The sequence below is a fragment of the Streptomyces sp. NBC_01267 genome (genome assembly GCF_036241575.1).
Lineage (GTDB): Bacteria > Actinomycetota > Actinomycetes > Streptomycetales > Streptomycetaceae > Streptomyces.
In genome coordinates, this window is sequence record NZ_CP108455.1 from 1,445,053 (window position 1) to 1,465,293 (window position 20,241).

At 70.8% G+C, this 20,241-nt stretch carries 19 protein-coding genes; 5 read left to right on the forward strand and 14 right to left on the reverse strand.

The window, feature by feature from the left end:
• Positions 1 to 77 precede the first annotated feature (77 nt).
• From OG709_RS06695 to OG709_RS06705, 3 genes are all read right to left on the reverse strand, one after another.
• The gene (locus tag OG709_RS06695; RefSeq protein WP_250303627.1) at positions 78 to 830 is read right to left on the reverse strand and encodes an amino acid ABC transporter ATP-binding protein; all 753 of its coding nucleotides are present in this window, start codon (positions 828 to 830) and stop codon (positions 78 to 80) included.
• 62 nt (positions 831 to 892) lie between these two features.
• On the reverse strand, positions 893 to 2,662 hold the full coding sequence (locus tag OG709_RS06700) for an FAD/NAD(P)-binding protein (RefSeq protein ID WP_250303188.1): 1,770 nt from the start codon (positions 2,660 to 2,662) through the stop codon (positions 893 to 895).
• Positions 2,659 to 3,510 carry an amino acid ABC transporter permease gene (locus OG709_RS06705; RefSeq protein ID WP_329165239.1) on the reverse strand — a complete coding sequence of 284 codons (852 nt, stop codon included), beginning with the start codon at positions 3,508 to 3,510 and terminating at the stop codon, positions 2,659 to 2,661. The genes OG709_RS06700 and OG709_RS06705 overlap by 4 nt, the downstream gene beginning before the upstream one ends.
• 498 nt (positions 3,511 to 4,008) lie before the next feature.
• Here OG709_RS06705 and OG709_RS06710 point away from each other — a divergent pair, with 498 nt between their 5' ends.
• Positions 4,009 to 4,953, forward strand: a complete 945-nt coding sequence (locus tag OG709_RS06710; RefSeq protein ID WP_329165241.1) for an ABC transporter substrate-binding protein — start codon at positions 4,009 to 4,011, stop codon at positions 4,951 to 4,953.
• Between the two features lie 48 nt (positions 4,954 to 5,001).
• Here OG709_RS06710 and OG709_RS06715 read toward each other — a convergent pair whose 3' ends face one another.
• Positions 5,002 to 6,189, reverse strand: a complete 1,188-nt coding sequence (locus tag OG709_RS06715; RefSeq protein ID WP_266643806.1) for a DUF5685 family protein — start codon at positions 6,187 to 6,189, stop codon at positions 5,002 to 5,004.
• A gap of 298 nt (positions 6,190 to 6,487) precedes the next feature.
• Between OG709_RS06715 and OG709_RS06720 the strand changes: the two genes are divergently transcribed.
• A complete protein-coding gene (locus OG709_RS06720; RefSeq protein WP_250303184.1) occupies positions 6,488 to 6,937 on the forward strand; it encodes a cell division protein SepF in 450 nt (149 codons plus the stop codon).
• 86 nt (positions 6,938 to 7,023) lie between these two features.
• Here the strand turns inward: OG709_RS06720 and OG709_RS06725 are convergent, their stop codons facing one another.
• Entirely contained in the window at positions 7,024 to 8,214 is a 1,191-nt protein-coding gene (locus OG709_RS06725; protein WP_266643804.1) for an acyl-CoA dehydrogenase family protein, read from the reverse strand.
• A 70-nt stretch (positions 8,215 to 8,284) separates the two neighbouring features.
• Positions 8,285 to 9,964 carry an MFS transporter gene (locus OG709_RS06730; RefSeq protein WP_250303182.1) on the reverse strand — a complete coding sequence of 560 codons (1,680 nt, stop codon included), beginning with the start codon at positions 9,962 to 9,964 and terminating at the stop codon, positions 8,285 to 8,287.
• Between the two features lie 437 nt (positions 9,965 to 10,401).
• On the opposite strand from OG709_RS06730, the gene OG709_RS06735 reads away from it, so the two are divergent.
• Complete coding sequence (locus OG709_RS06735) at positions 10,402 to 11,433, forward strand: phosphatase PAP2 family protein (protein ID WP_250303181.1); 1,032 nt, start codon at positions 10,402 to 10,404, stop codon at positions 11,431 to 11,433.
• A gap of 118 nt (positions 11,434 to 11,551) precedes the next feature.
• On the opposite strand, the gene OG709_RS06740 is transcribed toward OG709_RS06735, so the two are convergent.
• From OG709_RS06740 to OG709_RS06750, 3 genes are all read right to left on the reverse strand, one after another.
• The gene (locus tag OG709_RS06740) at positions 11,552 to 11,767 is read right to left on the reverse strand and encodes an I78 family peptidase inhibitor (protein WP_250303180.1); all 216 of its coding nucleotides are present in this window, start codon (positions 11,765 to 11,767) and stop codon (positions 11,552 to 11,554) included.
• 381 nt (positions 11,768 to 12,148) lie between these two features.
• A complete protein-coding gene (locus OG709_RS06745; protein WP_250303179.1) occupies positions 12,149 to 12,985 on the reverse strand; it encodes a transferase in 837 nt (278 codons plus the stop codon).
• Positions 12,982 to 14,262 carry a glycosyltransferase family 4 protein gene (locus tag OG709_RS06750; RefSeq protein ID WP_250303178.1) on the reverse strand — a complete coding sequence of 427 codons (1,281 nt, stop codon included), beginning with the start codon at positions 14,260 to 14,262 and terminating at the stop codon, positions 12,982 to 12,984. The genes OG709_RS06745 and OG709_RS06750 overlap by 4 nt, the downstream gene beginning before the upstream one ends.
• A 233-nt stretch (positions 14,263 to 14,495) precedes the next feature.
• On the opposite strand from OG709_RS06750, the gene OG709_RS06755 reads away from it, so the two are divergent.
• Positions 14,496 to 15,287, forward strand: a complete 792-nt coding sequence (locus OG709_RS06755) for a hypothetical protein (protein ID WP_250303177.1) — start codon at positions 14,496 to 14,498, stop codon at positions 15,285 to 15,287.
• Between the two features lie 167 nt (positions 15,288 to 15,454).
• Entirely contained in the window at positions 15,455 to 15,721 is a 267-nt protein-coding gene (locus OG709_RS06760) for a hypothetical protein (protein ID WP_308409499.1), read from the forward strand.
• 45 nt (positions 15,722 to 15,766) lie between these two features.
• Here OG709_RS06760 and der read toward each other — a convergent pair whose 3' ends face one another.
• The 5 genes from der to aroH all read right to left on the reverse strand — a co-directional run bounded on the left by der (position 15,767) and on the right by aroH (position 20,200).
• Positions 15,767 to 17,215, reverse strand: coding sequence for a ribosome biogenesis GTPase Der (gene der / locus OG709_RS06765; protein ID WP_250303175.1), 1,449 nt, complete (start codon positions 17,213 to 17,215; stop codon positions 15,767 to 15,769).
• 67 nt (positions 17,216 to 17,282) lie between these two features.
• Positions 17,283 to 17,870 (reverse strand): lysophospholipid acyltransferase family protein, encoded by a 588-nt coding sequence (locus OG709_RS06770; RefSeq protein WP_250303626.1) that lies wholly within the window; start codon positions 17,868 to 17,870, stop codon positions 17,283 to 17,285.
• A 53-nt stretch (positions 17,871 to 17,923) separates the two neighbouring features.
• On the reverse strand, positions 17,924 to 18,640 hold the full coding sequence (gene cmk, locus OG709_RS06775; protein ID WP_250303174.1) for a (d)CMP kinase: 717 nt from the start codon (positions 18,638 to 18,640) through the stop codon (positions 17,924 to 17,926).
• Between the two features lie 115 nt (positions 18,641 to 18,755).
• Positions 18,756 to 19,841: a prephenate dehydrogenase gene (locus OG709_RS06780; RefSeq protein ID WP_250303173.1), complete on the reverse strand. Its 1,086-nt coding sequence runs from the start codon at positions 19,839 to 19,841 to the stop codon at positions 18,756 to 18,758.
• Complete coding sequence (gene aroH / locus OG709_RS06785) at positions 19,838 to 20,200, reverse strand: chorismate mutase (protein ID WP_250303172.1); 363 nt, start codon at positions 20,198 to 20,200, stop codon at positions 19,838 to 19,840. The genes OG709_RS06780 and aroH overlap by 4 nt, the downstream gene beginning before the upstream one ends.
• Between the last annotated feature and the right edge of the window lie 41 nt (positions 20,201 to 20,241).

Genomic DNA, 20,241 nt, shown 5'->3' on the forward strand with positions numbered 1-20,241 from the left:
GTGATCAACCTTTCCATATCGGCCCGGCCCGCCCCGGCGGCACAGCCGGACGGATCAACGGTGGGTCAGGAGCCCTTTCACAGAACCTTGGAGAGGAACGCGCGGGTGCGCTCGTGCTCCGGACGGTCGAGTACGTCGGCCGGTGTGCCCTGCTCCACGATCCGGCCCCCGTCCATGAACACCACCGTGTCGGCCACCTCACGGGCGAAGCCGATCTCATGCGTCACGACGATCATCGTGGTGCCCCGCGCGGCCAAGTCCTTGATGACGTCCAGGACTTCACCGACCAGCTCGGGGTCGAGAGCCGAGGTGGGCTCGTCGAAGAGGAGCAGCCGGGGCTCCAGGGCGAGCGCGCGGGCGATGGCGACCCGCTGCTGCTGGCCGCCGGAGAGCTGCTCGGGGTACGCGGTGGCCTTGTCGGCGAGCCCGACGCGGGCGAGCAGCTTCTCGCCCGCCGAGACGGCCTCCCTCCTGGGCCTGCCGAGCGCCGCGACCGGCGCTTCGACGATGTTCTCCAGCACGGTCAGATGGGGGAAGAGGTGGAAGTTCTGGAAGACGAAGCCGATCCGGGTGCGCTGTTCGAGCACCTCGCGCTCACGCAGTTCGTACAGTCTGTCGCCGGAGCGGCGGTAGCCGACCAGCACGCCGTCCACGCTGACCCAACCGCTGTCCACCTTCTCCAGATGATTGATGGTCCGCAGCAGGGTGGACTTCCCGGAACCGGACGGGCCGAGCACGACGGTGACCTCACCCGCCCGGACCGTGAGGTCGATGCCCCGCAGTACTTCCAGGGCGCCGAAGCTCTTGTGCACGGAACGGATCTCCACCATGGCGGAGGCCGTGCCCCCGGTGGGACCGGCGGCTGTGGAAGCGGCGGCTGTGGTGCGCGCGGTCATGACGTGGACTCCTTGAGCAGGGTGAGCGCGGTGCGCGCGGTGACGTCGTTCTGCCGGAAGGCCGGGGCGTTCGTGTGCGGCCTGGCGAAGGCGCCCGCCGAGCGGGCGGTGGTGTACGGGCCCAGCGCGAAACGGCGCGGGTGCGGGCCCGTACCGCGTTCGACGATGCGGCCGTCGACCGGATCCACGACGAGCAGACCCCCGGAGGTGGTCCGCGCCCCGTCCTCGTACAGGGCGGTCAGCAGCGGGCTGCGGGTGCGTTCCAGCGAGGGCTCCGGCAGCCGCGCCTCGACGAGGGCGCGGGCCTCGATCCGTTCCCCGGGCGCGCCGGCGCCGCCCGCGCGGAACACCCCGTCCGTCTCGTCGGTCTCGACGGTGATGCCCGCGCCGATGAAGCGCACCAGACCTGCGCGGGAGAGCGCGAGGAGGCTGCGCAGCCGCGGCCCCGGTGGTCCCGACGCCAGATGGCTGAAGAAGCTGTGCCACCGCGCGCCGCCCTTCCCGGTGTCGCCGAGCCGGGCCAACTGGCCGTAGACGGAGAGCAGTCCGAGGAAGAATCCCAGATCCGCACTGTGCGAGGGGTCGTGGCGGCGGGCCAGATCCTCGGTGATGTAGGCCCGCAGGCCGTTCTGGAGCGCGTCGTGGGAGGCATGGCGTACGCCGTCCAGTGGGTGGTCCAGTGCTTCGAGGTCGAGGCGGTCGGCGGGGTCGGGGACCGAGGTCTCGATCAGCGCGGCCAGCTCGGCGCTGCCGGCCCCGGCCGCCGCGTACGTCGCCTCGAAGTCCGCCCAGTCGACCGCGGTGCGCTCGGGGTGCGCGGTGAACAGCCGGTGGTAGTGGGCGAAGCCGAGCTCCCGCTCGACGAGCGGCCGGACATCGCGCCGGAAGTCGAGCGGGCCCGGCCGGGCGAGCAGCGCGTCGACCTGTCCGGGGCCGAAGAAGCGGGGCAGCGGCGGCCGTTCACCGGTCAGGGGGTAGCCGATCTTGGAGTGGTACGGCACACCGCGCCGCGAACCGACGTACAGCAGCGGCTCCCGCCCGGACGGCAGATACTCCCCTGCCGCGTCGTACCGGCCGCCGCGTCCCTCGGTCAGGAGCACCATCAGGTCGATGAAGGCCAGCCCGAAGCCGCGGACGATGACCGGTTCACCGGCCCTGAGCACGCTCAGGTCGGAGTCAGCGGTGAAGCCGGGCGGCAGATGCGTGAGCCCGTGCCGGGCGGCGAAGTCCGACAGCCCCGCCTGTTCCTTGTCCGGCCGGGCGTCGAGATGCCCGACGGTCAGCACCACCAGATCGGCGACGAGCGGCTCGCCCCGCCCTTCCAGCCGTACCCGCTGGTGTCCGTGTGCGGGGCCGCTGATCCGCACGGCCCGGGTCCGGTGCTCGTGCACGGTGGTACCCGGCGGCAGAGCGGCCACGGCTTCCCGGTACACCCAGCGCAGATACTCCCCCTGGGCCCGTCTGCTGGGGAAGGACTGCGGGTCGATCCCGGCCCACTCGGCGAGGGTCGGTCCGGGGCGGACCGGCCCCTCCAGGGGGTGCACGGAGTCATCGGTGAACATGGTGACGTCCGCGGCCATGGAGTTCATCCACAGCAGCGGGGACTGCTCCTGACGCCAGATCCGGCCGCCGCCCGGCGGGAACGGGTCGACCACATGGACGTCCAGCGGCTGGTTCCCGTACAGGGAAGGGGCGTTGGCGGCGAGCCGTTCCAGGAATCCGGTGCCCCGCGGGCCGGCTCCGACGACGACCACGGACGGCGTCACCGGGCACCGCGCGCGTAGTGCCGCTCGATGTAGTACTGCCCGGCGCTGAGCACCGAGGTCACCACGGTGTACCAGAGGGTGGCGACCAGCAGCAGCGGGATGACCTGGTAGGTGCGGTGGTAGACGAGCTGTACGGAGTAGAGCAGGTCCTGCACGGCGATGACGGAGACGATCGAGGTGCCCTTGAGCGTACCGATCAGCATGTTGCCCGCGGGCGGCACGATCGCGCGCATGGCCTGCGGAAGGACGATCCGTCGCAGCCTGCGCCACCGGCCGAGCCCCAGCGACTCGGCGGCCTCGATCTGCCCGCGCTCCACGGAGAGGATGCCGCCGCGTACGACTTCGGCGGCGTAGGCGGCCTCGTGCAGGGTCAGGCCGATGATGGCGACGGTGACCGGTCCCAGCAGGTTCACCGTCCGGACCCCCAGGATCTGCGGGTACAGCGCGCCTATGTTGAACCAGAAGAGCAGCTGCACCAGGATCGGTGTCGATCTGAACAGCCAGACGTAGCCCCAACTGACTGCGCGCAGAACGGGGTTGGCCGACAGCCGGGCCACGGCGAGCAGGGTACCGAGCGCGAAGCCCAGGACCATGACGGCGGCGGTGAGCCAGAGCGTCAGTCCGAGACCGCGCAGGACGGCGGTGGTGGCGAAGTAGTCGCCGACGACGCCCCATTGGAAGGCGTCATTGCGCACGACGGAGCTGACCGCGCCGGCCAGCAGCAGCAGGACCACGCCTGCCGCCACCCACTGGCCGGTCCGGCGGACCGGCACGATGCGCGGCACCGCGGTTTCGCGCCCGGCCGGGGGTGCGGAGAGTTGGGGGAGGGTATCTGACGACGCAGACATGAGAAGGCTCCGTGGATGCAGAGATCGAACACGGTGGTGCCTTCACGGGAATGACAGCGCGGACCGAGCCCCTCAGCACGGTCCGGCCCTGAGAATACGGCGCCCGTTCCGCGCATTGTCAATGCCTGTCCACACTGTGAGCGCGATGTCTTACGGCAGTTGACGGGGAAACGGATGCCTGTTCCACTGAGCCCATGCATCCGCAGCAGTGGCTGGTCACGCGCTCCCACATCGACTTCGGTCGAGTGTGGTCCTCTTCCTGTTGAGCTGACTCTCCGCACGTTCACGCTGCGCGTTTTCCCCGCGCCTCTTCCGCGCGTTCTCCTCTTCCGCGCATTGCGCTGCGCTCTCGCGGCGATCTTCTACGCCTTCACGTATACGGCGCTGCTTTCTCCTCCCCTCGTTGTTCCCGCTCCCCTGCGTTGCCCCGTGCTGCCATAAGACCGAACGGCAATAGGGGGGGGCGGCCGGTCCGAATCTTCTGGAGACCCCGAAGCCATGAGCAAGACCCGAATCGGCGCTGCTTCCGCCCTGGTCGCCGCAGCGGCCCTGACTCTCACGGCCTGCGGCTCGGGCGACCCGTCGGCCACGGGCGAGGACGCCGGACCGGCTGCCGCGACCGCCGGGATCCCCACCACGGACGTGGTGTCGGCCGTCCGCGAGAACCGGGCGGCTGCCGCCCTGTTGCCCGCGGACGTGCGGAAGCAAGGCACGCTCACGATGGCCACCGCCGTCGGCGGCACCCCACCGGGCACCACCTATCTGCCGGACGGAAGGACCGTCGTCGGGCAGGACATCGACTTCGCCGGAGCGGTGGCGAAGACACTCGGGCTGAAGGTCAGACGGGAGGCCGCGAGTTTCGAGACGATTCTCCCGGCGCTGGACAGCGGAAAATACGATCTGGGCGTCGGGAATTTCGGCGTCACGGACGAGCGGCGCAAGGTCATCGACTTCGTCACCTACATCAACGACGGCCAGGGTTTCGCCGTGCGCAAGGACAGCAAGCTGGGAAAGGTAACCGATCTGACCCAGCTGTGCGGTCTGAATGTGGCGACAGGTGCGGGCACCACGTTCGAGGCGACGCTGGAGAAGGAGAGAAAGCTTTGCGGGGCCGCGGGAAAGAAGGACTACAAGGTCCAGACGTACGCGGACCCGGCCGCGATCTGGATCTCGCTCCAGCAGGGCCGCAGCGATGTGGTGATGTCGACGATCAACGGACTGCGCTTCGCGGTGAATCAGCAGCAGGGGCTGAAGTTCCTCAATGAATTCCACCGTCTCGACGTGGGATTCGCCTTCAGGAAGGGCACCGCGCTGGCGCCCGCGTTCCGGGCCGCGGTGAATCAGCTCATCAAGAACGGCACGTACGCACGCATCCTGAAGAAGTGGGGCACGGTTCCGTCCGGGATCAAGGAGTCGAAGATCTCCCCGCCGGAACTCACGTAGCGCGCCACGGGATCAGCGCGGATCACCGACCGGGAATCGGTGCGGCGGTCAGCAGCCGTCGCAGGGGCAACAGCAGTCGCACCCGTCGCAGCCGTCGCAGCAGCACCCGTCGCAGTTGCAGTCACATCCGCCGCAGTCACAGTCGCAGTTGTTGCACCAGCCCTCGCGCTTCTTGCCCGACCAGGGGCCCTCGAACTCGGAGGCACAGCAGGCCCGGCAGGTGCAGCAGAGTCCGACGGCCAGGGCGCAGCCCGCGAGGAAGCTACGTGGACGACGGCCGTCATGGCTGTCGCGGTACCCGTCGCGCTCGTCGCGCTCCGGTGGGTCGGGGTCGAATCCGGGCGGCGGCGGCCCGAACGGCCCCGGCGCCTGATGCGCGCACGTGGCACCGAACGCCCGGTCCACCGAGCGCCTCAGTTCATGGGCGAGCAGGACGTGCGCCAGCTTGTCGTCCGTGAACTCGGCGTCCCGCAGCGCCAGGCGTATCCCGTGCAACGCGTCGTCGCACAGCCTGCGGGCCTCGGCCCGCGGGGTACCGGTGGCGGCGAGCGGGTTCCAGGCACCCGACACCGCGTCAGCTTCCTTGTCCTCCACGGCGTCCAGGAGATGGGCCAGCCGCCCGAAGAGCCTGCCCGCCTCGGCGAGCGGCGCCATGTTCTGCGGGCGGCCCGCGAGTACGGCGGTGTGCGCGAAGGCCGCCGCGGTGGCCGTCTCGGTCGGCTCGGTGACGGTGAGCAGCGGGGTGCCGGGGCCGGCCAGCGCCTCGATCCCGGCCTGCCGGTCCACGGAGTCGACCAGGAGCGCGGTGTCGAAGCCCAGCTCGGCGCCGGTGCGGGCGCCGGCGCGGTCCCAGCGCGCTGCGACCCGGCGGGCCGCAGCGGCCACCGGCCTGCGCGCCAACAGCCCGTCCCGGTCGGCGACGTGGTCCCGTACCTTCGCCGAGGCCAGCACCAGGGAGACGGCAGCCGCGAGCCGGGCTCCCTCGCCACGGGCCACGGGCGCGGTACGCATCCCACGCAGCGGGCAGGGACCCGCGGTACGGCGCCCCGCGGCGGAACGGCCGGCCTGAGCCTCCGTCAGGACCGAGACGATCAGGCCGTCGTAGTTGGTGGCGATCCGGGCGAACTGCCCGTGGTCGCCCCGCAGCGCCAGACAGAGGCCGCAGAGATGGGCCGTCCACTCGGCCCTGAGCCCGTCGGAGAGACGGTGCGTGCAGGGCCTGACCATTCCGAACACCGTGCTCCCCCGAGCCTCGTCCGCCTGCCCGGTTCGATGGGGTCACCGGTGCCTCCGGCATCGTACCGAGGGGCCCGTTCACCCGTACGACCCCTCCATCACTCGTACGGCCCGAGGGGTCCTATTTTCATTCTGTCAGCAGCCGTACGTAGGAAGAACCCTGACGAATCACCATATCTTCTGCACCAGTACCGTCACGAATGCCCTACACGCCGACTATCCACTTGGCGCACCATCCGCATCATGGACGACCATAGGGATGCGGAACGCAGAAGAACCGCGGCGAAAGGAGGCGTCCATGGGATCGGTACGCAAGGCGAGTGCCTGGCTGGGGCTCGTCGAGGACAACGACGACGACCGCTACTACGACGACGAGTACGCAGAGGGAGCCGGATCCCCGGCCCCCGCCGAGGCATGGGTGACCGACCCGCGGGTCCGGGTGGCCTCCGAGGCGGCTCAGGAGAAGAGCCGCCGGATCGCCACCATCACCCCCGACAGCTTCCGGGACGCGCGCGGCATCGGTGAGATGTTCCGCGACGGTGTCCCGGTGATCGTCAACCTCACGTCCATGGAGCCCGCCGACGCCAAGCGCGTGGTCGACTTCGCCGCCGGACTGATCTTCGGGCTGCGCGGTTCGATCGACCGGGTGGCGACCCGGGTCTTCCTGTTGACGCCCGCCGATACGAAGATCGTCAGCGGGGAGGCCGCGGGCCGGTCCACCGAGGGCGGCTTCTTCAATCAGAGCTGAGCCGGAGGTGGCACCGGGCGCCGGGAGCCGCCCTCCGGGTGACGGAGCAGCTGCGGCCCCGCGGGGCGCTCGCCGGTGTGTCCGGCCTACCGGAACGCGTCGAGACCGGTGAGCGCCTTGCCCAGCACCAGTTGGTGCATCTCCACGGTGCCCTCGTAGGTGAGCACCGACTCCAGGTTGGTGGCGTGCCGCATCACGGGGTACTCCAGCGAGATCCCGTTGGCTCCGAGGACGGTGCGCGACGTGCGGCAGATCTCGATCGCCTCCCGCACGTTGTTGAGCTTCCCGAAGCTGACCTGCTCCGGACGGAGCTTCCCCGCGTCCAGCCGCCGCCCCAGGTGGTGCGCGAGCAGGATGCCCTTGTGCAGTTCCACCGCCATGTCGGCGAGCTTGGCCTGGGTGAGCTGGAAGCCGCCGATCGGCCTGCCGAACTGTTCCCGCGTCTTCGCGTAGTCGACGGCGGCCTCGAAGCTGGCGCGGGCGGCGCCCATCGCTCCCCAGACGATGCCGTAGCGGGCGTGGCTCAGACAGCTGAGCGGGCCCTTGAGGCCGGTGACCCCGGGAAGTACCGCGTCGGCCGGGAGCCGGACCTCGTCCATGACCAGTTCACTGGTGACCGAGGCGCGCAGCGACCACTTGTGCTTGATCTCGGGGGCGGAGAAGCCCGCGGCGTCCGTGGGGACGACGAAGCCGCGGATGCCCTCGTCGGTCTGCGCCCAGACGACGGCCACCCCCGCGACCGAGCCGTTGGTGATCCACATCTTGCGGCCGGTGAGCACCCAGTCGTCGCCGCTCCGCCTGGCGTACGTCCGCATCCCGGCCGGATCGGACCCGTGATCGGGCTCGGTGAGCCCGAAACAGCCGATGATCTCGCCCGCCGCCATGCCGGGCAGCCACCGCTGCTTCTGGTCCTCGGAGCCGAAGCGGTGGATCGCGTACATGGCGAGCGATCCCTGCACGGACACCAGGGAGCGGATGCCGGAGTCGGCGGCCTCCAGTTCCAGGCAGGCGAGCCCGTACTGGACCGCGGTCGCACCCGCGCAGCCGTACCCCTCCAGGGACATGCCCAGCGCGCCGAGCGAACCCAGCTCGCGGGCCAGCTCGCGGATGCCGGGCAGTTCGCCCTTCTCGTACCACTCGGCGATGTGCGGGAGCACCCGGTCGGCGGCCCAGGCGCGGACCGTGCCGCGGATCGCGAGGTCCTCTTCGCCGAGCAGGTCGTCCAGGCCGATGGGATCGGCGGGGTCGAAGGGCGGCAGCTTCGAAGATGTGGACATGAGAAGGCCTCCGGCGGCTCGCACGGCAAAACTAGCAGTGGTAGTTACGGCGTCCGGTCGACGTTACGGCTCAGCGTCCGGCTCGTCCAGACCCGGCCACCTCGACCGGCGAGGGGCGCGCCGGAACCGGCGCGGAGGAATTCACCCGCTCCTCGGAGGGGCCCGGAAGCCCGGACTGCAGAGGAGGGACCTCGGCGGTCTCGCACACGGCCTCGCAGTCCATCACGCGCGGCAGCCGCAGCGCGGCCAGCGCGCCGAGCAACAACAGCCCCGCGCTGACCAGCAGGGTGACGTGCAGCCCGTGGACGAAGGCATCACGGGCGGCGTTGCGCAGAGCCTCCCCGGCGGGGCCGCCCAACTGCCGGGCCACCTGGTACGCCTCGCCCAGCGAGTTGGCGGCCTGGTCGCTGGCCGACGCGGGCACGCCCGGCACCGAGGAGAGCGCGGGCCCGTAGGCCGCGTTCATGACACTGCCGAGCAGCGCTATCCCCATGCCGGCACCCAGCTGGTACGAGGTCTCGCCGATCGCCGCCGCGCCGCCGGCCCGGTCCGCCGGCGCTTCGCTGAGCATGGACTCGTACGCCCCGAAGAGCGTGGCCTGGAGTCCGAACCCGAGCATGACGAAGGCGGCCGTCAGCAGCAGGGGATCGTCGTGGGTCCCCATCTTCACCAGGCAGAGCACCGCGACCGCGGTGAGCACGAAGCCGCAGCTGACCATCCGGCGCGGGCCGAAGCGGCGCAGGACGCAGGAGCCGGCGGCGCCGGCTGTTATCGCGGCGAAGGTGAGCGGCAGCAGCCGCAGGCCGGTCGCGAGGGGGCTGAGACCGAGGACCAGCTGGAGGTACTGGACCGCTATCAGCTCCAGGCCGACCAGGGCCAGCATGGCGACCACGATGCAGCCGACAGCCGTGCTGAAGGTGGGCCTGGAGAACATACGGATGTCGATGAGCGGATGCCTGCGACTCTGCTGCCGCCGTACGAACAGCACCAGCAGCACCGCTCCCACAGCCAGCGGAAGGAGCGTCCCGACACCGAACACGCCCTCCCCGGCGCCGATCCGCTTGACCCCGAAGACCACTCCGAGGACCCCGGCCGCGGCCATCAGCGCACCGAGCACGTCCCACGGGCCATCCGCGCTGCCTCTCGACTCGGGCAGCATCCACCGGGCGAGCGGCAGCAGGACCGCCATCAGCGGGAGGTTGATAAGGAAGACGGAGCCCCACCAGAAGTGCTCGACGAGGAAGCCGCCGAGCACCGGACCGATGGCGGCGCCCACCGCGGCCACCGCGGTCCAGACACCGATCGCGACAGCACGCTCACGGCGGTCGGGGAAGACCGCGCGGAGTATCGACAGCGTCGCGGGCATGATCATCGCCCCGCCGATGCCGAGCAGCGCACGGGCCCCGATGAGGATCTCCGGGGTGGCCGAGAACGCGGCGACGGCCGAGGCCGCGCCGAAGAGGCCGTATCCGATCAGCAGAATGCGTCGGCGCCCCACCCGGTCGCCCAGCGTGCCGAAGAGAATCAGCAGCGCGGCACAGACCAGCGGATAGGCGTCGACTATCCAGAGCAGTTGGACGGGGCCGGGGCGCATGTCCTCGGTGAGCGAAGGCACCGCCACGTGCAGGACGGTCGCGTCCAGTGCGACCAGCAGCAGACTGACGCAGAGAACGACAAGGACGACCCAGCGGTTGGCACCGCCCTGAACGGCGGTGCGCGGGCGCCTGCCGACCGTGGACGTCCCTGTCATGCACGTACCTCCCACAGTGTGTCCCTCGCGCTCGGTGGGCCTGCGGGGACGACTGTGGTCCTCGGGGTCCGGCTTCGACGGGCGAGTGAGCCGTCAGCGTACGCGAGACCTCGCCCGTGTCACGTGGCCCATCTCTCAACCCGGGACAGCCGGACCTGTGCCGTGCGCCACGTTCCGCGCCGACTCAATGATCTTGAGGAGGCGCCGCAGCGACCGGCGGCCGACCGGAATATACCGATCGCGTACCCGCATATCTCTTTACCAGAGAGCCAATAACACGAGCGTAAGGACCCTCTTGCATATAACGCGATCCGCGAGACGCTATTCGACATTGCGTTGGAATAAACGACTCCCTGAGACATAGTCCACATCACATCGTCATCACAAAGAGACCAGATCGGCCAGCCTTGTCGTTCACTCGCTGTAACGTCGATTGAGTGCGTACCGACCGAATCTTCGCCCGCCTGGACCGGGAGCCGGAACCGCCGAGGCTAGAGATCCCTCGGATGAGCCGGACCCGGGCGGCTCTGCTCGGCTCGACGCTGGCGTTCTATCTCGTCATCGTCTTCGCCGTGCTGTCCACGTCCTGGCTCGTGGAGCTGGACTGGCGGGTCATGCTGTTCCGGCCCTATCAGCAGTGGCCTCAGCTGCACGCGTTCCTGGACTACTTCGTGGTGCTCGGCCAGCGCGGCCCCACCGCGGTGATGGTCGCGGCCTGGCTGGGCTGGCGTTCCTGGCGTCAGCACACCCTGAGACCGCTCCTGACCCTGGGCGTCGCGCTGCTGCTGCTGAACATGACAGTGGGTGCGGTCAAGCTCGGCCTCGGCCGGCTCGGCCCGCACTACGCGACCCAGATCGGCTCGGCCGAGCTCTTTGCCGGCGGCGATATATTTCCTTCCGGACACACCGCCAACGCCGTCGTGACCTGGGGAATCCTCGCCTATCTGGCGACCACACCACTGGCCAGGCGCTGGCTCTCGGTCGCCTCGTCGGCGCTGGCCCTGGGTGTCGGCGCGACCACCGTCTATCTCGGTACGCACTGGCTGAGCGACGTTCTCCTCGGCTGGGCCGCCGGGCTGCTGGTCCTGCTGGCGCTCCCCTGGTTCGAGCCGCTGATCGGCCGTACCGAGGCCGTGGTGTTCGCGGTGCGCGAGAAGCTCCGTGCCGCCCGCCGCAGGAACGCCGCACGCACGCCCGTCCCGGTGGGCGTCACCCCTGCCCTCTTCCCCCCGGAGCACTCCCGGCCGTCCGGCGGCGGCGAGGACAGCCAGCTGGAGCCGGTGGGCTTCGCGGCACGCGCCACGGGGGCCACCAGGGTCGCCACGCACCCCACCTCGCTCCAGCGGGCGCACGGTCCGCGCTCGGATCGCACACCGGCCGCCCCGGCAGGCAGCCGTCGTCCGCCGCACGCCGACCGCGCCCCTCGCGGTACCGGCCAGGCACGGCCGGTACCGGGCGGTTCCAGCTAGGGGCAGCGGGACGGCACACCTCACCGCACAGCGCGGAGCCCCGGCCAGGAGTTCTCCCGGCCGGGGCTTCGCGCTGTCGGCCCTGCACGGGCACGTGCGCGTGCGCCGCACGCCGGCGTCAGCCCAGCCAGCAGCGGACGACCTTCCCGCCGTCGACCTCGAAGTTGAGCCGTCCCGACTGGAACTCCATGGTGATGACCGCGCCCGTCGGAAGCGCTCTGACCGTGGACCAGCCGCGCGCACGGGCCAGTTGTCCGGCGCGCTCGGCATCGAGGCCCAGGTAACTTTCCGGGGCGTCGTCGGGCTGTACGGGAGGGGTCGGAATGGGTGCCATGACACCCACCGTAGGCCCCTGGGCTGGGCGAAGGAAGGCCAGGAGCCCGCCGGTGCGGAGCAGTGTCCCGGCTCTCGTGCGTACCGCTCGTGTCACAGGATCACCACAGCCGTTCGGCCCCTTCGTCGTCACTCGAACGGGGTGTTACGCGCGGGTAGAACTGCAATTGCACAAACGATGAACTGCGGGCCAATTCGGCTGCCCGAATTCATCCGGACCAGCTCTCCGGGCCTGCTCCGAATTACCCGGCGAGTAACATCCGCATAAATCTGCGGAGCGTTGATAATTCACGGGTTCCCCACGAAATCCGCACGCTTGCACGCCGCATCGCACAGCGATTCCCGTATGCGCAGGCCCCCGGACGGCGCCAGGGCCAGGGCCTCAGCCCTTCGCCCGCTCCAGCCGCACGCTCAGGTCGTTGTCGACCGTGTAGTACGGCGTCGCGCGAGCATCGGGCTCCTCGCTGTCGCCGCCGAGCGACGCGGCCGGATAGACGTGGACGGACTTGCGGTCGGCGATGTCGTCGAGGATCCGGCCGATGCGCACCGCCGTGCCCGCGGCGCGCGTGGCGTCCGGTGCGCCCGTGGGCAACAGCCACAGGTCCCACACCCGCGTCCCCTCGGTACCGTCCGCGGCCAGCGGACCGTACGGCAGTGTGCAGCGGAACCGGCCGTCCCCGCCGTCCGTCACGGGCTCCCGGTACGCCTGTCCTCGCGTCCCGCGCAGCCGCGCCTCGACGGTGGATTCCGGGCCGAGCTCCGCCCCGTACAGCCGTCCTTCGAGGGTCAACGCTCCCCCGCCCACGGTCAGGTCGCCCGCTTCGGCATGCGGTGAGCGGGTCCAGCTGCGGATGGCGAGCCGCCCGTCGGCCGTCCGGTACGGAAGGTGCGCGACGACCCCGGTGGCCTCGGGCTCCGGCGTACGGTCGACGAGCTTCCGCAGGTCCCTGAGCCCGGGTTCGGCCCGCTGTTCACCCGCCGGGCCGCCGTCGGTGAAGGCGTCCCAGCGGCCCTCGGCCAGCACCGCGTCCGCGCGCAGCACGGCGCGCAGCCGGTCCCCCGGCGCCGCCGTGAGCGCCAGAGCGACCCGGTCGTCCGCCTTGCGCCGCTTCAGTACGAGGGCGGTCGCCCCGGCCGCCGCGAGGTCGAACGTGAGCGTTCCGTCGGCGTCGGCCGTGCAGTCGACGCACGGCGGCGTTCCTGTGCCGGTCTCCGTCATGCGGCCCTCCTCCTGCGCACCGCACCGGCGATCCGGTGCCTCAGCGCGTACGCCCGGCTGTTGACTGTGCCGCGGGTACGGAGCAGTCCGTCACCCAGCGCGGTACGGGGTCGGTCTTCCCCGCGCCCGGTGGCCAGTTGGGTGAAGAGCGCCTCGTGCCGTCCGGCGATCTCGGCGGGATCGAAACGGGCCGAGCTGTTCCGCGCCGCGCGGCCCATGTCACGCCGCAGACCGTCGTTCTCGATCAGCCGGAGAAGCGCCGCGGCGATCGCGCCGGTGTCGCCGACGGGGACCAGCAGTCCGTCGACGCCGTCGTCGATGATCTCACGAGGGCCGTGCGGGCAGTCGGTGGAGACGACCGGCAGCCCCGAGCGCATCGCCTCGACGATGGACATGCCGAACGACTCCAGACGCGAAGTGACCGCGGCCACCGACCCCTTGACCCATTCGGCCTCGATGGGGTTGGCCGGGCCCATCAGGAACACATGGTTGTACAGGCCGAGTTCACCGATGAGGGCGCGCAGGGCGTCCTTCTCGTTGCCGCTGGAGTCACCGCTGCCGTAGATCCGCAGCCGCCAGTCGGGGCGGACCGCCACCACCTGGGCGAAGGCCCGGACCAGCAGGTCGAACCGCTTGGTCTCGGTGAGCCGGCCGGCTGCCACCACCCAGCGGGCCGTGGAGTCGGCGACCGGCAGCCGGGGCTCGGGAACGCTGTTGGGGACGGCCTCGATCCGCAGACCGGGCAGACCCAGCTCGCGGTACGCACGGGCGTCCGCCTCGGAGACCGTGGTGACGGCGTCCAGCAGGCCGTAGCGGTAGCGGATCTCGCGGCGCAGCAGCTCGTTGTGGCTGTCCAGCGTCAGATGTTCCTGGCCGATCCGGACCGGCCCCGGCCGGGCCTGACGGGCGATCTGCACGTTCAGCCCCGGCCGGGTACCGACGACGACATCGGCCTCCAGCGACTTCAGGAAGTCACCGATCCGGGTGTCGGTGAGACGGCTGTACTGCCGGTACCGGTGATCCCCGCGGGGGAACACGGTGGCTGGTCCGGCTCGGTCCGGATCGTCGGCGGCCGGGCCCCCGCTGTCCTTGCGCAGATCGACGAGATGCCTCATCCGCACACCGTCGGGCGCGCCCAGGGTCGGCCGGTCGAGATGGCGGAAGACCGAGACAATCTCGACGTCGTGCTGTTCGGCGAGCGTCCCGGCCAGCGTGAACGTGGTCCGGATCGTGCCGCCTATGCCGTAGGCGTTGTGGAGCATGAATGAAATGTGCATGTCGCGGTCGTCGTCCCCCGTACTCCCCTGTGCCACTTCTGTGACTGGACTGTACGGCGGCTGATCGCGGGGGCGCAGCACGGGGGTCGGATCAACGGGCCGTCCGGCCGGGCCGGTCCGGGACCCGGTTCGATTCCGTTCGCTTTTACGCGTGACCCCGGCCGCAGGTCGCCCGTTGTTCTCTTGTCGGCCGGGAACTTCCCGGCGCACGAACCGAGTTCGAGGAGCCACCCGTGCCGCGCATGCTCGACGTCAGCCAGGACGTACGTGCCGAGATCGGCGACGAAGAAGCCGATCTCCTGCTCGCCGGGGACAACGCCCCGGGCAGCTACGACTGCACCTCCTGCCGAACCCCCGGGGACTCCGAGCAGGAGCGCACCAGTACCGTGCTGTTCGTCGGCGACGAGACCGCCGTACTCGCCTTCGCGCACGCCACCTGCATCCCCTCGCAGGTCGTCAAGGTCTCCGAGACGCAGCTCCAGGGCGCCGTGCGGAGCATCACCGGCGAGGGCGCGGCGCCGCAGGTACAGCAGCCGGTCGCGGCCGCCCCGGAGCAGGCCGTGCTCGGCATCACCAGCGGTCTCGTGCTGATCGAGGGCGATCTGAGGCCCGCGCTCGTCGTCGAGCCGACCGCTCCGGTCGTCCGCCCCGGGTCCACCGGCACCGAGGACGGCTTCCTCCAGCTCCTCGTCGAGCAGGGGTTCCAGCCCGTGGGCGATCTGAACCGGCTGCCCGGCGCGCTGCCCGGCTGGTCCGTACTGCTCGCCATGGGCCAGCTGCACGCCATCCTGCAGCCGGGCGCCGGGGGCGGTGGCCCTGTCTCCTGGTGGCAGGCCCACCAGCCGCTCCATGTCACCGAAGGCTGGCGTACGGCGGCCAACAAGTCGCACACCGTGCTGGTGTACGCCGCACCGGTGGGCTCGATCGGTCACCAGGGGCGCGAGGACCTGCTGCGCGACGCTCTGGAGAGGGCGGCGATGCGGGGCGCGCTGGTGGCCGCCGCGCTCCCGCTGGCTGGCACCTGACAGGCCCTGCATGTCCGTAACCCCCGACCGATTCCGGTTTCGGGGGTTACGGACATATTCGTACGGAAAAAACCTTTACGTTCCGCCCGCATCCGACAGGCCGCCCGGTCGTTGGCACCTACGTGCACCCATACGAGCCGAGCCGCCAGCCGTACCCGATCCCCGCCATGCGTCCCTCGCAGGAACCGTCGAGGAACCGTTCGGCCACGCCGATCTACGACGCGCTGTACGCCGAGTACCGCAGATCCTTCCGAACGCTGCCCGGTGACCGCAACAACGAGGAGAACACCGGGTTCACCGCGTTCGGCACCGGCCTGCACAGCAACGGCCGCGGCGCCCACCGGCCGCAGGAGAGCAACGGGTTCTGGCAGCGGCAGCCCACCGGGGGCCATCTCCCGGCAGCGCTGCCGCCCGGCCCCCGCAGGGGCATCTAGGGCCTTTCCCGGCAGACTGCCGGGAAAGGCACCAGCTACTTCTGACTACTTCTTGCGGCCGCGCTTCTCGCGCACGCGCACCGAGATGTGGATCGGCGTGCCCTCGAAGCCGAACTCCTCGCGCAGCCGGCGCTCGATGAAGCGCCGGTAGCCCGCCTCCAGGAAGCCGGACGCGAAGAGGACGAACCGCGGCGGCATGGTCCCTGCCTGCGTCCCGAAGAGGATCCGCGGCTGCTTGCCGCCGCGGACCGGGTGCGGGTGGGCGGCCACGATCTCACCGAGGAAGGCGTTGAGCCGGCCGGTCGGGATCCTGGTCTCCCAGCCCTCGATGGCCGTCTCGATCGCCGGGACGAGCTTCTCCATGTGCCGGCCGGTGACCGCGGACACGTTCACCCGGGGCGCCCAGGCGATCTGGCCGAACTCGGTCTCGATCTCCCGCTCCAGGTAGTAGCGGCGCTCCTCGTCGAGGTTGTCCCACTTGTTGTACGCGATCACGAGCGCGCGTCCGGCCTCCACGGCCATTGTCACGATGCGCTGGTCCTGGACGCTGATGGACTCGGTCGAGTCGATCAGTACGACGGCGACCTCGGCCTTCTCCAGGGCGGCGGCGGTACGCAGCGAGGCGTAGTAGTCCGCGCCTTCCTGGAGGTGCACCCGGCGGCGGATACCGGCCGTGTCGATGAACTTCCAGACGACTCCGCCGAGCTCGATCAGCTCGTCGACCGGGTCGCGGGTGGTGCCGGCCATCGCGTTGACGACCACACGGTCCTCTTTCGCGACCTTGTTGAGCAGCGAGGACTTGCCGACGTTCGGACGGCCGATGAGCGCGATCCGGCGCGGACCGCCGACCTTGGTGCCGAAGGTCTGGGCCGGGGCCTCGGGGAGCGCTTCGAGGACGGCGTCGAGCATGTCGCCGGTGCCGCGGCCGTGCAGCGAGGAGACGGGGTGCGGCTGGCCGAGGCCGAGCGACCAGAGCGTGCTGGCGTCCGCCTCGCCGCTCTGGCCGTCGACCTTGTTGGCGCAGAGCACGACGGGCTTGCCCGCCCGGCGCAGCAGCTTGACGACGGCCTCGTCGGTGTCGGTCGCGCCGACCGTCGAGTCGACGACGAAGACGACCGCGTCGGCGGTCTCGATCGCGTACTCGGCCTGCGCGGCGACCGAGGCGTCGAGGCCCAGGACGTCCTGCTCCCAGCCGCCGGTGTCGACGACCTTGAACCGGCGGCCCGCCCACTCCGCCTCGTAGCTCACGCGGTCGCGGGTGACGCCCGGCTTGTCCTGGACGACGGCCTCACGGCGTCCGATGATGCGGTTCACCAGGGTCGACTTGCCGACATTCGGTCGGCCGACGACGGCGAGGACGGGCAGCGGGCCGTGCGAGGCCTCATCAAGGGCGTTCTCGACGTCTTCGACATCGAAGCCCTCTTCCGCGGCGAGCTCCATGAACTCCGCGTACTCGGCATCGCCGAGTGCTCCGTGGTCGTGCTGGTCGTTCATGAAGTCCGTTCCTCTGTGTTACGTCATCGATGGACCGCGGTTGCGCGGTCCACTACTCAAGTCTCGCTCAGCGCCCGGTGAGACGCCTGGCACTTTCCAGGTGGGCGGTCAGCCGCTCCTGGATCCTCACGGTGGCCTCGTCCAGCGCCTTGCGCGTGCGCCGTCCGCTCCCGTCGCCTGCCTCGAAGGCGTCGCCGAACACCACATCGACCCGGCTGCGCAGCGGCGGCAGGGCCGGCACCAGCCGCCCGCGGCGCTCGGTACTCCCGAGCACGGCGACCGGCACGATGGGTGCCCCGGAGCGCACCGCGAAGTACGCGAGCCCGGAGCGCAGCGAGGCGAAGTCACCCTCGCCCCTGGTGCCCTCGGGGAATATCCCGAGGACTCCCCCGTCGGCGAGCACCCCCAGGGCGTCCGTGACGGCTGCCCTGTCGGCGGTCGAACGGTCGACCTTCAGCTGCCCGATCCCGCGCAGGAACGGATCGAGGGGGCCGACGAACGCCTCCTTCTTGATCAGGAAGTGCACCGGCCGGGGCGCGGTCCCCATCAGCATGGGCCCGTCGATGTTGTGCGAGTGGTTCACGGCCAGGACGACCGGGCCGCTCGCGGGGACCCGCCAGGCGCCGAGGACGCGGGGCTTCCACAGCCCGTACATCAGGCCGATGCCGATGCCCCTGCCGACCGCGGCACCTCGGGGCGCGGGTGCCGTCACTTGGCGGCCTGCTTCTCCTCGATGAGGGTGACGACGCACTCGATGACCTGCTGAAGGGTCAGCTCGGTGGTGTCCACCTCGACCGCGTCGTCCGCCTTGGCCAGCGGCGAGGTCTTACGGCTGGAGTCGGCCGTGTCCCGCTTGATCAGGGCGTCCTTGGTGGCGGCCAGGTCGGTGGCCTCCTTGCCCTTGAGCTCCCCGCTGCGGCGGGCGGCACGGGCCTCCGGAGAGGCGGTCAGGAAGACCTTCAGGTCGGCGTCCGGCAGGACCGTGGTCCCTATGTCACGGCCCTCGACCACGATCCCCCGGCCGGCCGAGGCGGCGATGGCCCGCTGCAGTTCGGTGATCCGGGTCCGCACCTCGGGGACCGCGCTGACCGCGCTGACCTTGGCGGTGACCTCCTGCGTACGGATCGGACCCGAGGCGTCCGCGCCGTCGACCGTGATGGTCGGGGCCGACGGGTCGGTGCCCGAGACGATCGCGGGCTTGGCCGACGCGGTCGCCACGGCCACGGCGTCCTGGACGTCGACACCGTTGCTGATCATCCACCAGGTGATCGCCCGGTACTGGGCGCCGGTGTCCAGGTAGCTCAGGCCGAGCTTGGCCGCGACCGCCTTCGACGTGCTGGACTTGCCCGTGCCGGAGGGGCCGTCGATGGCGACAATCACTGCTGCCGGTGCGGTCCTGGCGGCGGTTTCCACGGTGGCGGGCACCTTCCTGCTTCACGGGGCGTATGTACGGGACGCCGGTGCGCCCCGGACAAGGTTACTGGCTGGGCCGACCACCCTGTTACGCCGTCCGCCCGGAGCCCGCCCCGCGCCCGGTCCGCTACTGGCGCAGCGACCAGCCCCGCTCGCGCAGCGACGCCGCCAGCGCGGGCGCCGCGCTCGGCTCCACCATGAGCTGCACCAGGCCGGCCTGCTGCCCCGTCGCGTGCTCGATCCGTACGTCCTCGATGTTGACCCCCGCCCGGCCGGCGTCCGCGAAGATCCGGGCCAGTTCGCCCGGCTGGTCGCTGATGAGGACGGCCACGATCTCGTACGAGGCCGGTGCGGCCCCGTGCTTTCCGGGTACCCGCACCCGTCCGGCATTGCCGCGCTTCAGTACGTCCTCGATGCCCGCCGCGCCGGTGTGCCGTTTCTCCTCGTCGGCGGACTGGAGCGCCCGCAGGGCCCGGACCGTCTCGTCGAGGTCGTCGGCGATCCCGGTCAGGACGTCCGCCACCGGCCCGGGGTTGGCCGAGAGGATCTCGATCCACATCCGCGGGTCGGAGGCGGCGATCCTGGTGACGTCCCTGATGCCCTGGCCGCACAGGCGTACGGCCGTCTCGTCGGCGTCCCGCAACCGGGCCGCGACCATGGACGAGATCAGCTGCGGGGTGTGCGAGACGAGCGCCACGGCCCGGTCGTGCGCGTCGGCGTCCATCACCACCGGCACCGCCCGGCAGAGCGCCACGAGCTCCAGCGCCAGGTTGAGCACCTCGGTCTCGGTGTCCCGGGTCGGGGTCAGCACCCAGGGGCGCCCCTCGAAGAGGTCCCCCGTCGCGGCCAGCGGGCCCGAACGCTCCTTGCCGGCCATCGGGTGCGTACCGATGTACGCGGCCAGGTCGCAGCCCATGGCCTCCAGCTCGCGGCGCGGCCCGCCCTTGACGCTGGCCACGTCGAGGTAGGCGCGGGCGACGCCGCCACGCATCGCGTCGGCCAGCGTGCTCGCCACATGTGCGGGCGGTACGGCGATGATCGCGAGGTCGGCCCGTCCTTCGAGCGGGTCGTCCGTGCCCGCGCCGAGCGCCGCCGCCGTCCGGGCCTGGCCCGCGTCGTGGTCGGCGAGGTGGACGGTGACACCCCGTCCGGCCAGGGCGAGCGCCGCGGAGGTGCCGACCAGGCCGGTTCCGATGACAAGGGCGGTTCTCACTGGGCGATGTCCTTGCGCAGGGCCCCGGCGGCGCCGAGGTAGACGTGGCTGATCCCGGTCCTCGGCAGGTCGCTCTCGATGTGCGCGAGTATCCGTACGACGCGCGGCATGGCTCCGGCGATGTCCAGTTCCTGGGCACAGATCAGCGGGACGTCGACGATGCCGAGTCCGCGCGCCGCCGCTGCCGGGAAGGCGCTGTGCAGATCGGGAGTGGCCGTGAACCAGATACTGATCAGGTCGTCGGCGGTGAGGCCGTTGCGCTCCAGAACTGCTGTGAGCAGCGCGCCGACCTGCTCCTCCAGATGCCCGGCCTCGTCCCGCTCCAGCTGGACCGCGCCCCGGACCGCTCGTACTGCCACGTCGTGCTCCTTGCTCCGTGCCTCTGCTCCGCCCGCTCCGT

What these genes read in the sequence shown, in the direction of transcription:
- OG709_RS06705 (WP_329165239.1), bottom strand. Translation starts at nt 3,510, where the DNA reads ATGTCTGCGTCGTCAGATACCCTCCCCCAACTCTCCGCACCCCCGGCC.
- OG709_RS06720 (WP_250303184.1), top strand. Translation starts at nt 6,488, where the DNA reads ATGGGATCGGTACGCAAGGCGAGTGCCTGGCTGGGGCTCGTCGAGGAC.
- OG709_RS06750 (WP_250303178.1), bottom strand. Translation starts at nt 14,262, where the DNA reads ATGCACATTTCATTCATGCTCCACAACGCCTACGGCATAGGCGGCACG.
- OG709_RS06695 (WP_250303627.1), bottom strand. Translation starts at nt 830, where the DNA reads ATGGTGGAGATCCGTTCCGTGCACAAGAGCTTCGGCGCCCTGGAAGTA.
- OG709_RS06725 (WP_266643804.1), bottom strand. Translation starts at nt 8,214, where the DNA reads ATGTCCACATCTTCGAAGCTGCCGCCCTTCGACCCCGCCGATCCCATC.
- der (WP_250303175.1), bottom strand. Translation starts at nt 17,215, where the DNA reads ATGAACGACCAGCACGACCACGGAGCACTCGGCGATGCCGAGTACGCG.
- OG709_RS06745 (WP_250303179.1), bottom strand. Translation starts at nt 12,985, where the DNA reads ATGACGGAGACCGGCACAGGAACGCCGCCGTGCGTCGACTGCACGGCC.
- OG709_RS06760 (WP_308409499.1), top strand. Translation starts at nt 15,455, where the DNA reads ATGCGTCCCTCGCAGGAACCGTCGAGGAACCGTTCGGCCACGCCGATC.
- OG709_RS06770 (WP_250303626.1), bottom strand. Translation starts at nt 17,870, where the DNA reads ATGTACGGGCTGTGGAAGCCCCGCGTCCTCGGCGCCTGGCGGGTCCCC.
- OG709_RS06740 (WP_250303180.1), bottom strand. Translation starts at nt 11,767, where the DNA reads ATGGCACCCATTCCGACCCCTCCCGTACAGCCCGACGACGCCCCGGAA.
- OG709_RS06730 (WP_250303182.1), bottom strand. Translation starts at nt 9,964, where the DNA reads ATGACAGGGACGTCCACGGTCGGCAGGCGCCCGCGCACCGCCGTTCAG.
- OG709_RS06710 (WP_329165241.1), top strand. Translation starts at nt 4,009, where the DNA reads ATGAGCAAGACCCGAATCGGCGCTGCTTCCGCCCTGGTCGCCGCAGCG.